The 12,320-nt window shown below is 33.8% G+C and carries 9 protein-coding genes; 7 read left to right on the top strand and 2 right to left on the bottom strand.

What is annotated here, in order from left to right; translation table 11 throughout:
• Positions 1-19 precede the first annotated feature (19 nt).
• From licT to FNL60_RS05805, 3 genes are all read left to right on the top strand, one after another.
• A complete protein-coding gene (gene licT / locus FNL60_RS05815) occupies positions 20-862 on the top strand; it encodes a BglG family transcription antiterminator LicT (protein WP_002264303.1) in 843 nt (280 codons plus the stop codon).
• A gap of 400 nt (positions 863-1,262) precedes the next feature.
• Positions 1,263-3,197: a beta-glucoside-specific PTS transporter subunit IIABC gene (locus FNL60_RS05810; RefSeq protein ID WP_002267974.1), complete on the top strand. Its 1,935-nt coding sequence runs from the start codon at positions 1,263-1,265 to the stop codon at positions 3,195-3,197.
• A 154-nt stretch (positions 3,198-3,351) separates the two neighbouring features.
• Entirely contained in the window at positions 3,352-4,863 is a 1,512-nt protein-coding gene (locus FNL60_RS05805) for a prolyl oligopeptidase family serine peptidase (RefSeq protein ID WP_002280023.1), read from the top strand.
• A gap of 232 nt (positions 4,864-5,095) precedes the next feature.
• On the opposite strand, the gene FNL60_RS05800 is transcribed toward FNL60_RS05805, so the two are convergent.
• Positions 5,096-6,001 (bottom strand): AraC family transcriptional regulator, encoded by a 906-nt coding sequence (locus tag FNL60_RS05800; RefSeq protein WP_018110224.1) that lies wholly within the window; start codon positions 5,999-6,001, stop codon positions 5,096-5,098.
• A gap of 184 nt (positions 6,002-6,185) precedes the next feature.
• On the opposite strand from FNL60_RS05800, the gene FNL60_RS05795 reads away from it, so the two are divergent.
• Positions 6,186-6,686, top strand: coding sequence for a CHAP domain-containing protein (locus FNL60_RS05795; RefSeq protein ID WP_002273859.1), 501 nt, complete (start codon positions 6,186-6,188; stop codon positions 6,684-6,686).
• 133 nt (positions 6,687-6,819) lie between these two features.
• Positions 6,820-8,256, top strand: coding sequence for a glycoside hydrolase family 1 protein (locus tag FNL60_RS05790; RefSeq protein WP_002262848.1), 1,437 nt, complete (start codon positions 6,820-6,822; stop codon positions 8,254-8,256).
• A gap of 87 nt (positions 8,257-8,343) precedes the next feature.
• On the opposite strand, the gene FNL60_RS05785 is transcribed toward FNL60_RS05790, so the two are convergent.
• Positions 8,344-8,859, bottom strand: a complete 516-nt coding sequence (locus FNL60_RS05785) for a helix-turn-helix transcriptional regulator (protein WP_002262849.1) — start codon at positions 8,857-8,859, stop codon at positions 8,344-8,346.
• A 348-nt stretch (positions 8,860-9,207) separates the two neighbouring features.
• Between FNL60_RS05785 and wapA the strand changes: the two genes are divergently transcribed.
• Together wapA and cls are read left to right on the top strand one after the other, a co-directional pair.
• Entirely contained in the window at positions 9,208-10,569 is a 1,362-nt protein-coding gene (gene wapA / locus FNL60_RS05780) for a wall-associated protein WapA (protein ID WP_002280022.1), read from the top strand.
• Positions 10,570-10,732: 163 nt separating this feature from the next.
• Positions 10,733-12,271, top strand: a complete 1,539-nt coding sequence (gene cls, locus FNL60_RS05775; RefSeq protein WP_002264296.1) for a cardiolipin synthase — start codon at positions 10,733-10,735, stop codon at positions 12,269-12,271.
• Positions 12,272-12,320 lie beyond the last annotated feature (49 nt).

The raw sequence follows: 12,320 nt of genomic DNA, 5'->3' as shown, positions 1-12,320 counted from the left end.
TTTTACTAAGGAAAGTTCTATGAAAATTGAAAAAGTGTTTAATAACAATGTCGTTCAGATACTTGGTATCAACAACGAAGAGATTATTGTTATGGGGAAGGGGCTAGGTTTTCAAAAAAAGCCCGGTGATGAGGTCAATCAAGATTTAATCGAAAAACGATTTATTTTACAAAATACGGATACAGACATGGTCGGAGAGTTATCGCGTGTTTATGTTGATCTTGATAGCGAAGAAATTGATCTGGTTCTTGAAATTATTCATCAAGGGCAAGAAAAGTTAGGACAAACCTTTGATATTTCCCTTTATATTGCCTTGGCTGACCACCTTCATTATACTATCCAAAGAACCAGAGAAGGTCTTACCTTACAAAATCCTCTTGCTTGGGAAGTCAGAAAGTTTTATCCTGAGGAGTTCCAATTAGGAAAAGATACGATTGAATTGGTCAAAGAAAAAATGACGCTTCAATTGGCAGATGATGAAGCGGCTTCTATTGCCTTGCATTTTATTAATGCGCAAAAAGATGGTGGCCTATTAGAAAAGAATCGCCTTATTTCTAAAATTGTTAGTGATATTTTAGAAATTGTTCGTTTGCATTTTGGGGAGGTTAGAGATGAAGAATCAATCAGTTATAATCGGTTTATCACCCATGTTCAATACTTTGCTCAACGTGTAGCTAATGGTCTTGTTCAAGGAAAAAATGACGCTTTTCTTTATGAACAGGTCAAAGAAAATTATCCTCATGCCTTTGCTTGCACAGAAAAAATTAAATCTTATGTAGAATCTGCTTATAATTTTGCTATGAGTAGAGATGAGCAGGTTTACCTGACCATCCATATTCAACGTCTAGAGACTAGTCAATAAAGATTAGTTTCAGATTGAAGACAAACTTACTTGAGGTTTGTCTTTTTTCTTTTGCCTAAATCATGAAAAATTTTGTCTTCTAAATGTAAGTTTACATTAGGCTGAATTTTAAAAATGATGGTCAACCTAAACTTACATTAGGTTGGATTTTTAAATAATAGTCGAGACTTTTGATTACCCTTTTAATTTTTTATAAAAAAGCGCTTGCAAAAGTTAAATAATCTGCTATAATATCTTTGTAAGGATTGTTACTGGTCATGCAGGCAAAACCTAGATGAATACGAAATAGATTGCAAACGAGTGTTTTGTTGTATTTATTTGGTATTTGTTTAGGTTTTTTCTATTTTAATGCCTCATAGGATAAGATTGTAGAAGATCAGAAAAAAGAAAGGAGCCTAAAATGGCTAAAGATTATACCGAATTAGCGCAAGATATTGTCTCCCATGTTGGTGGCAAAGATAATATCGTTAAGCTTGTTCACTGTGTTACTCGCTTGCGTTTTACTCTCAAAGATGAAAGCAAGGCTGATGATGATTACCTCAAACAACGTGAAGGTATTGTGACTGTTGTCAAAGCAGGTGGACAATATCAAGTTGTTATTGGAAATCATGTTCCTGATGTCTATGATACTGTCCTAAAAGTAAGCGGCATTACTGGAGAAGGCGGTATTGATGTGGATGAAGGAGATATTCCAAAGGGAAATCTTTTTGATCGTTTCATTGCTCTCGTTTCAGGACTGTTCCAACCAATGCTGGGAGCTCTTTCAGCAGCAGGTATGATTAAAGGTCTAGTTGCTATTTTAGCAGCAGTAGGGGTTTCGAAAACAGATGGTGCTTATGTTGTTCTCAATGCAGCAGGTGATGGCTTTTTCCAATTCTTGCCTTTGATTCTTGCACTTACAGCAGCTAAGCGTTTTAAAATGGAGCAATTTACAGCCTTAGCTATTGGTTTTGCTCTGGTTTATCCCAATATTGCAGCTAGTTTTACAGTAAAACACCCACTTTATACTTTGTTCCAAGGAACCTTAATTGAATCTCCTATTTATTCAACATTCTTTGGAATACCAATTATTTTCCCAGCCTCTAGTTATTTGCAGACTGTCTTACCAATCGTTGTAGCGATTTGGGCTGGTTCCAAAATAGAAACTTTCTTTAAAAAGATTATTCCAGATGTGGTTAAGGTATTCGTTGTTCCCTTCTTTACAATTTTAATAACTGTTCCACTTTCCTTCTTAGTTATTGGTCCTGTGATGAGTTGGGCATCTGATCTTGTAGGTGCTATCTTTACAGGTATTTATGGCTTTAATCCAGTTATTTACGGCATCGTTCTTGGTGCTATGTGGCAAGTGCTTGTTATGTTTGGACTTCACTGGGGACTTGTTCCGCTTGCTATTTTGGAACTACAAAAAGGACCTGGTGTCATTCTTGTAGCGACTATCGCCATTTGTTTTGCTCAAGCTGGATCACTGCTTAATATTATGATGCGTACCAAAGAAAATAAGGTTAGACAATTATCTATTCCAGCCTTTATTTCTGCCCTTTTCGGTGTAACAGAACCAGCTATTTATGGTATTACACTTCCAATGCGTGTACCGTTTATCATGACCTGCGTTTCTGGAGCTATTTCAGGTGCTTATCTTGCTCTTTTTAATGTAAAAATGCAGATTATGGGAGGTATGGGGCTCTTTGCTATTCCTTCTTTCATTGATCCTAAAAATTCAATGATCTTAATTCATTTCTTAATCGCTATTGCTATGAACTTTGTTCTTGGTTTTGTTTTAACACAATTTATTAAAATTCCTTATCTTTATGGTGAACCAACAAGTACAGATAGTGATGTTGATGATAAGGAAGAACCTGTAAAAGAACTCAAAGAAATTAAACAAGAAATCATTTCTAGCCCACTCATTGGTAAAGTAGTTAAATTGGAAAATGTTCCTGATGAAGTTTTTGCTTCAGGTGCTATGGGTAAAGGAATTGCTATTGATCCAGATGATGGTATTGTTGTTGCACCGACTAAAGGTGAAGTAACGCTTGTCTTTCCAACTAAACATGCTGTTGGCTTAAGGACTGAAAATGGTGCAGAAATTCTCATTCATATTGGTATGGATACTGTCTCTCTTGCAGGTAAAGGTTTCAAATCTTTTGTTGAAGTTGGTGATCATGTTGAAGCTGGCCAAACTTTACTTGAATTTGATGTTAATGCTATAAAGGCTGCTGGACTTCCGGTCATTACACCAGTTATTGTCACTAATTCAGATCAATTTGAAGATGTCTTGACGACTCAAGAACGGACTGTAGAAGCAGGAGATTACCTTCTTACAGCTGTTAAATAAACAAATAAGGCTAGAACAAAAGTTCTGGTCTTCCTTTGTTTTAGATTATAAAACTTTTGTTGATTACGATAAAGGCAATAGAAAAGGAGGGGTGTTATGATTAAGATTTCAATATCTTAAAAATAATCGTATTTTAATTAAGGAGGTTTTTCTAATGAAAAAAGGAAGAAAAATGCTGTTCTGGAGCACTGTCGGTCTAAGTCTTACTTTTATGGCAACCAGTTCTACATTGGCTTTTGATTCAAGTAATCGTATCGATGATGTTAAAATTGTTATTAAAGGTTATGAATTCGGCCCTGCTGTACCTAAACTTGTTGTTAAATTGAATCAAAAAATTTCCAAGGTGTCTACTAAGGATCTCAAAGTAGAAACAGCAGGAGTAAAACGTCAGATTAAGAAAGTTTATCTATCTGATAAAAATGGTCAAAAATCTACAAAGAAAGAAGGCGATTACCTAACAATTCAAATGCCTGTCACATATAATGTTGATGACAGCAGTAAAAACGCATCCCCTTTTGTTTATAATACAGATGTTTTCCAAAATCAGTGGGTTAAGACTTACCCTGTTTCCATTAAAGGTTTAACAGTATCTTATAAAGGCAAATCAACCAACAATCTGACCTCTAAAAGTGATGCCATTAATAAGCGGGTATCGCCAGATTCAGAAGTCTTTACTAATCGAGGAAGTTTTTCAGGCAATTATACCAATCCTTTGACGAAGAAAAACGAAAAAGTTGACTTGCAATATGCGGCTTATGAACCTAAAAAATTACAATCAGGTAATAAAAACCCATTGATTATTTGGTTGCATGGACAAGGAGAGGGTGGAACAGATCCTGATATTACTCTTCTTGGGAATAAAGTAACCGCTTTGACCAAAGAGGATATTCAAAATCACTTTAAGTCTGGTAATCAAAAAGGTACTTATGTTTTGACTGTTCAAGCTCCAACTTATTGGATGGATGAAGGTGATGGTAGCAATGGTCAGGGAGCAGGAACTTCCCGTTATACAGAGATGCTTATGGATGCTATCAAAAAATATGTGGCCAATAATAAAGATGTTGATCCTAATCGTATCTATTTAGCTGGTTGCTCTAATGGTGGTTACATGACGATTAATATAGCTTTACATTATCCTAATTATTTCGCTGCTCTAGTTCCTCAAGCAACAGCCTATTCTTATTATCAATATGAAAGAAATAATGATGGCACCTATAAAATGATTGAGGATAAGAACAGTATTTCGGGCAAATCAGGTATTAGGACAAATAAAATATGGTTTGATAGTCAAAAAGTTAAAACCTTAAAGAATATTCCAATTTGGTTTATCCATTCGGCAGCAGATAAGGTTGTTAATCCAAAGACTTATTCATTGCCAATTTACAAATCTCTTCTTGATAGTGGTGCTAAGAATAAATGGTTTTCTTATTATGATAATGTTCAAGGAAAAGACCTGAAAGATACCACATATAATGGTCATTGGTCTTGGGTTTATTTCTTCAATAACCAAGTATCAGGTGTTCAAGATGTTAAAACCATTAAGAAATCTTCAAAATTGTCAGGATTTAAACCTAGCAATAAAAGTAAGGGAGGAGCGGCAACTGCCAAAGAAGGCAAGAAAAGTTATAACAATGTTTTTGATTGGTTGAACGATCAAAAAAAGTAATATAATTATTTACAACAAAGAGGCTAGGAACAAAAGTCCTGCCTCTTTTCAAATATATTAGACATAACATTTTAATGCAGCGATTGAAAACAAGTTAAAGATACAAAGAGCGTTCGCGGAAAGGGAACTAAGCGATAACGCTTGCGTCTAGGGTATGTTTATCTTGTTGCAGCCGTCCGTGTCCCGTAGCCCATGTTCAATTAAGATTTAATCCTAGGGTCTCCAAATCTTACTATTTTTGTGTCTTTTTGAACTGTTTACGATATTGACTTGGAGTAATTTGATAATAACGTTTAAATTGGCGATTAAAATTAGAGAGGTTAGTAAAGCCAACTTCGGAAGCAACTTCAAGAATTGGTTTAATGGAATTGACTAATAAATCACAGGCTTTACTCAGTCGGAATTGAATAATAAAATCTGTGCAGGAGGTTCCAGTATGTTGTTTAAAAACTGTCATAAAATGAGTTTTGCTATAACCGATAATATCAGCTAAAGAGATAATAGACAATTTTTCTTGATAATGCTGATGAATATAATCAATCAATTCACGAATTTTCTCATTTTTACGATACATATCATCAGAATGCTTTCGCAGGACGTATTGATGAAAGTAGAGAAGATAGATTAATTCTTGTAATTTTGCCTTGAGTAAGAGTTCAAAATGGCGTCCTTGTCGCTGATAAATATCGAAAATAGCAAAAAGACAATTTTTGATATCCTGGTAACCTAACATGTCTGGCTTGATACAAGGGACAAGTTTAAAAGTAGAGTTTTGCAAAGGTTGCAAATAACGAAGACTAATTTGATCCAAAAGAGAATAGCCAACCAAATCTAAATGGAAAAGTAGTGTCTGAGCTTTTTGCATTTTATTTTTGATAGGGTGAATAGAATGCATACCATTGGGACGGACAAGAATAATATCATCAGTTTGGCTATTAAAATAATCATAATCAATGTGATATTGAGCTGTACCTTCATAAATATAAGAAATTTCTAATTCTGGATGCCAATGGAAAAGGGTATCTGGATAGCCATTAGCAATAGTTGTTTGATAAATTTTATAAGGTAGTAAATCATTATCAAAGTTAATCTCATGCTTAAAATTTTCATCTGTTAAAAATGCTTTCATTCTTTCCATTCTTTCTATCAAAGGATAGTATTATTGTAGCATATCAGACTAATAAAAAGAACACATCAATTCAAGTCAGTGTATCTTTTTAGAAATATTATGTAATAAAAAAGAAATATAATATTGACATTTGTAATAATGATGATTATAATTTTAAGTATAAGACATAAGAAATATGTAGTTATTTGCAAGAATGATTAGCAGACAGCAAAAAATGACATTTAAAGAGATTAAGGATGGGGAAATGGAAGAAAGAGATATTCTTTTAACTGGTTTTTACAATGTTAGATTAAATAGCGTTCAAGAAGCTAGGTTGACTTACAATTTACCAAACGATCAAACCGTGAAATTTGGCTTTGATGGCAATGGTTATAGCTATGGAAGTGATTTTTGGTATATTTATAATAGAACAGCTCAGTTAGGTAAGGAAATTAGTTCTCATTTAGATGAAAACGCTAGTAAATGGATAGAAGAAGCAGGTCAGAAAGGCTATACAACGGGTAATCAGGCAAAAGTTGGAGCTATAGCCTGCTTACCTTCTTATCTATCTGATGCAGAGTCTTCTAGTCATCTTGCTTTTGTAGAATATCTTAATAGCGATGGCAGTTTTATTGTGAGTGAAATGCCCAGCCCCAATATTCTCAATTGGCGTCTTATACAGCCTCAATCAAAAATGACTTTTATTTATCTTTAAATATGATTCTCTTTTTATTAGGGAGAATTTTTTAATATCAAAGGATAGTATCAATTTTTCACAAGATAGTAGCAGTTTTTTTCCTGCAAAAAGTTTTATAATAGTATTATCGATATTGAAAGGAAAAAAGATGATGTCATACACATTTCCAGAAAATTTTTTATGGGGTGGTGCAACAGCTGCCAATCAGTTTGAAGGTGCTTATAATCAAGATGGTAAGGGCTTATCCGTTCAAGATGTTACGCCAAAAGGAGGAGTTGCTCAATCTGGTTCTTCAAGTCCATTGATTACTGAAAAACCAACGGAAGATAACCTTAAATTAGTTGGTATTGATTTTTATAATCGTTATAAAGAAGATATTGCTCTTTTTGCTGAAATGGGTTTTAAGGTATTTCGTCTTTCTATTGCCTGGACTCGTATCTTTCCAAATGGTGATGATCTAGAACCAAACGAAGCCGGACTTGCCTTTTATGATAAAGTTTTTGATGAACTGGCAAAATATGATATTGAACCATTGGTTACCTTATCGCATTATGAAACACCTCTTCATTTGGCTAGAAAATATAATGGGTGGGCAAATCGTGAGTTAATTGCTTTTTATGAACGTTATGCACGCACAGTATTCACACGTTATAAAGATAAGGTGAAATATTGGCTAACTTTTAATGAAGTCAATTCTGTTTTACATGCGCCGTTTATGTCAGGAGGTATCATTACCGATCCCGAACAATTAAGCAAACAAGATCTTTATCAAGCCGTTCATCATGAATTAGTGGCATCTGCTCTTGCAACTAAAGTTGGTCATGAAATCAATCCGGATTTTAAAATTGGCTGTATGGTTCTTGCTATGCCTGCTTATCCAATGCCTGCAGATCCATTAGATCAATTAGCTGTTCGAGAGTTTGAAAATCAAAATTATCTATTTAGTGACTTACATGCACGAGGGAAATACCCTAACTATATTAAACGTTATTTCAAGGACAATAATATTGACATTCAAATGGCTGAAGGTGACAAGGAGCTAATGCTCGAAAATACTGTTGATTTTATTTCTTTCTCTTACTATATGTCAGTAGCAGCAGCTCATAATCCTGAAGACTACAATTCAGGAAGAGGTAATGTCTTGGGAGGTCTTTCAAATCCTTATCTTCAAGCTTCAGAATGGGGTTGGCAAATTGATCCTGTTGGTTTACGTCTAGTTCTTAATGACTTTTATGATCGTTATCAATTACCACTCTTTATTGTAGAAAATGGTCTAGGTGCCAAAGATGTTCTTGTTCAAGGACCAGATGGACCGACCGTTGAAGACGATTACCGTATTGATTATCTTCAAAAACACTTGATGCAAGTAGGAGAAGCCCTGCAAGATGGTGTAGACTTACTTGGTTATACAACTTGGGGGCCAATAGATCTTGTTTCTGCATCAACTGCAGAACTTAGTAAACGCTATGGTTTTATCTATGTTGATCGCAACGATGATGGTTCTGGAAGTTTGGTACGCTATAAGAAAAAATCATTTGCTTGGTATAAAAAGGTTATTGAAACTAATGGTGCCAGCCTCTATGAATGATTATTGATGTTGATTAAAAATTTAAAGAGAGTTTAGGGTGAAATTCACTTTCACTCTAAACTTTTTTGTTGGCAGTAAAATATCTATTTAGCAAGGAGGAATAACGTCATCAAAAAAGGAAAAGGGCTTATAAGTAGAGGTGGTAGAACCCAAAATAGAAGTAGTTAAAGGAAGCAAAGCGAAAACAGCCATTGTTTTTCTCTCTAGATTTGTCTGTTCACTGTTTTTTATCTGAGAAGTATATGCAGCTTTTGATGCGGCTCCAAGTTGTGCGATTTTTATATCTTTAGCCGATTTCAACTTTATGTTTGAATCTATATTGTCTTGTTCTTGGTTGAATAAGTAGTCCATTGTTTTTTTTAAAACAGGGTTATCAGTAATAGTAATTTCATGATCAATGACAGAACGAATGGCAAGATATTGTGTGGAATTTAAATTATTTGTTTGTCCATTAGAATTTTCAAGATTACTAATGGTTTGTTTGGTAACACCAATTTTAGCTCCCAACTCTTTAGCTGTCCAATTAGCTATATTTCGAATAGATGAGAGATTTGCTTGTAATATTTTAAATTTCTGATTTGAATATTGAATTCTTTTTGGCATAAACTCACTCCAATCAATTATTTTATATAATATTATAAATAATTATTTAGGTATAGTCAATTAGTTAAAGATATAAAATAAAATTAATTAGTCAATTATTTTATATCTTTAAGATTTATGGTGTTGCTTGTTGTAGTTGTTGAGTATTGATGTGAAATAATTGTGCATAAAACCTTCAAAACAAAATTTTATGATACAAAGATAAGCGAAAAATTATAGAAATATTAAAATAACAAAATAATAACAATTGAAGACTTCTTGTTAAAAACAGTATTTTTATGTTAAAATGTAGATGTAGATATAACAATTCAAAATATTCTACAGATTAACTAAGGAGAAAATTCTATTATGAAAATGAAACGTAAACTATTAAGCTTGGTTTCAGTCCTTACTATTTTATTGGGAGCTTTTTGGGTAACGAAGATTGTAAAAGCTGACCAAGTCACAAATTATACAAATACGGCTTCTATCACAAAATCAGATGGTACAGCACTTTCTAATGATCCATCTAAGGCTGTTAATTATTGGGAACCACTTTCTTTCAGTAATTCTATTACTTTCCCAGATGAAGTCAGTATTAAGGCTGGGGATACTTTAACCATTAAGTTGCCAGAGCAATTACAATTTACGACTGCTCTAACTTTCGATGTTATGCATACCAATGGGCAATTAGCTGGTAAAGCAACAACTGATCCTAATACAGGAGAAGTAACAGTTACCTTTACTGATATTTTTGAAAAACTGCCTAATGATAAGGCTATGACATTAAATTTTAATGCACAATTGAATCATAACAATATTTCTATTCCTGGTGTTGTAAACTTTAACTATAATAATGTTGCTTATAGCTCTTATGTTAAAGACAAAGATATTACGCCAATAAGTCCAGATGTTAACAAAGTGGGTTATCAGGATAAAAGTAATTCTGGTTTGATTCACTGGAAAGTTCTCATTAACAACAAACAAGGTGCTATTGATAATTTGACTTTGACTGATGTTGTCGGAGAAGATCAAGAAATCGTAAAAGATTCCTTGGTTGCTGCACGCTTGCAGTACATTGCTGGTGATGATGTTAACAGTTTAGATGAAGCTGCTTCGCGACCTTATGCTGAGGATTTTTCAAAAAATGTTACTTATCAAATTAATGATTTAGGATTGACAACAGGATTTACCTATACAATTCCAGGATCCAGTAACAACGCTATCTTTATCTCTTATACTACTCGTTTAACTTCTTCTCAATCTGCTGGTAAAGATGTCAGCAACACTATTGCTATTTCAGGAAATAATATTAATTATTCCAATCAAACAGGCTACGCTCGTATTGAATCCGCATATGGTAGAGCTAGTTCTAGAGTAAAGAGGCAAGCAGAAACAACAACTGTTACTGAAACAACAACTTCGTCATCTTCTGAAACGACAACTAGTGAAGCGACAACAGAAACAAGTAGTACAACAAATAATAATTCAACTACTACAGAAACAGCTACTAGCACAACAGGAGCTTCAACAACACAAACAAAAACGACTGCTTCTCAAACGAATGTTCCGACAACAACAAACATAACAACAACTTCAAAACAAGTAACCAAGCAAAAAGCGAAATTTGTTTTACCATCAACAGGTGAACAAGCAGGGCTTTTGTTAACTACTGTAGGTCTTGTAATTGTTGCTGTGGCAGGTGTCTATTTCTATAGAACACGTCGTTAACATTGATTATGCTAATAAAACCGAGGTTGGAATCGAAGCTGATTTTCCTACCTCGTTTTTTATTGCTTTTTAAAAAACGACTGTTTATTTGTGTTATAATAACCTTTGATATCTGTTTTAGGAGGACAAAATCATTAGTAATAACAATACGGTTAAAAGATTATTGAAGAAAAGTAAAAGAGGTATTTTAAGAGGAATATTTAGTCGTGCCACGATTATTGTTGTTTTACTTCTTGTTCAAGTTTTTCTTTTGTTATCAACCTTTCTCTGGTTTAATCACTATAGACTTCATCTTGAAATTTTAGGAATTGTCTTAATGATAGGAGCTGTTCTTTATCTTGTGAATAGTCAGATGGATACGCTTTCGATTATTACTTGGCTTTTGGTTATTTTGCCTTTTCCTATTTTAGGAACACTTTTTTTAATCTATACAAAGCAAGATTGGGGTTATCGTGAGTTGAAATCGCTTATCAAAAAATCGACACAAGCTATTAAACCTTATTTTCAGTATGATCAACGTATTTTGTATAAACTAAAAGAAAGTCACGCTAGAACTTATAATTTAGCCCAATATCTCCATAGAAGCGGAGGATTTCCTGTTTACAAAAACACCAAAGTCACGTACTTTCCGAATGGGCAATCTAAATTTGAAGAGATGAAAAAACAGTTGCTAAAAGCTGAAAAATTCATCTTTTTAGAATATTTCATTATAGCTGAAGGATTGATGTGGGGTGAAATTCTTTCTATTTTAGAACAAAAAGTTCAAGAAGGAGTAGAAGTTAGGGTGATGTATGATGGCATGTTAGAATTATCAACGCTTTCTTTTGACTATGCTAAAAGACTGGAAAAAATTGGGATAAAAGCCAAGGTTTTTTCACCCATAACTCCATTTGTGTCTACCTATTACAATTACCGAGACCATCGTAAAATTTTAGTTATTGATAATAAGGTCGCTTTTAATGGGGGGATTAATCTTGCGGATGAATATATCAATCAAATTGAACGATTTGGTTATTGGAAAGATACTGCTGTTATGCTGGAAGGTGAAGGTGTCGCTTCTTTTACTTTAATGTTTTTACAAATGTGGTCTACTACCAATAAAGATTATGAATTTGCACCTTATTTAACCCAAAATTTTCATGAGATTGTTGCTAATGGTTATGTCATTCCCTACAGTGATTCACCGCTTGACCATGAAAAAGTAGGTGAAAATGTTTACATTGATATCCTCAATCAAGCGCGGGATTATGTTTACATTATGACGCCTTATTTAATTTTAGATAGTGAAATGGAGCATGCTTTACAATTTGCTGCTGAACGTGGTGTTGATGTTAAAATTATTATGCCAGGTATTCCTGATAAGAAGGTTCCCTTTGCCTTAGCTAAGCGCTATTTTCCTGCTCTTCTTGATGCGGGAGTCAAGATTTATGAATTCACGCCAGGATTTGTACATGCTAAAGTTTTTATAGCTGATGATATAAAAGCAGTAGTAGGGACAATAAACTTAGATTATCGTAGTCTTTATCATCATTTTGAATGTGCGACTTATATGTATCAGACGGATTGTCTTGTTGATATTAAAGCCGATTTTAAAGAAACTTTAAAACAATCAAGACGAGTAACACGATCAACTTTACAAAAAGAAAAAATTTCGACAAAATTAATTGGTTTGGTTGTTAAGTTGGTAGCCCCCCTCTTGTGATGTTCAATTTTTTTGATGGCTTGGCAATTCAGACGATTTGTGTTATACT

Source organism: Streptococcus mutans, assembly GCF_006739205.1.
GTDB classification, from domain to species: domain Bacteria; phylum Bacillota; class Bacilli; order Lactobacillales; family Streptococcaceae; genus Streptococcus; species Streptococcus mutans.
This window is presented reverse-complemented; position numbering and strand designations above follow the sequence as displayed.

Excerpts from the sequence above, each read along its gene's own strand:
- FNL60_RS05810 (WP_002267974.1), top strand. The coding sequence starts at position 1,263 with ATGGCTAAAGATTATACCGAATTAGCGCAAGATATTGTCTCCCATGTT.
- FNL60_RS05790 (WP_002262848.1), top strand. The coding sequence starts at position 6,820 with ATGTCATACACATTTCCAGAAAATTTTTTATGGGGTGGTGCAACAGCT.
- wapA (WP_002280022.1), top strand. The coding sequence starts at position 9,208 with ATGAAAATGAAACGTAAACTATTAAGCTTGGTTTCAGTCCTTACTATT.
- FNL60_RS05795 (WP_002273859.1), top strand. The coding sequence starts at position 6,186 with ATGATTAGCAGACAGCAAAAAATGACATTTAAAGAGATTAAGGATGGG.
- FNL60_RS05800 (WP_018110224.1), bottom strand. The coding sequence starts at position 6,001 with ATGGAAAGAATGAAAGCATTTTTAACAGATGAAAATTTTAAGCATGAG.
- FNL60_RS05785 (WP_002262849.1), bottom strand. The coding sequence starts at position 8,859 with ATGCCAAAAAGAATTCAATATTCAAATCAGAAATTTAAAATATTACAA.
- licT (WP_002264303.1), top strand. The coding sequence starts at position 20 with ATGAAAATTGAAAAAGTGTTTAATAACAATGTCGTTCAGATACTTGGT.
- FNL60_RS05805 (WP_002280023.1), top strand. The coding sequence starts at position 3,352 with ATGAAAAAAGGAAGAAAAATGCTGTTCTGGAGCACTGTCGGTCTAAGT.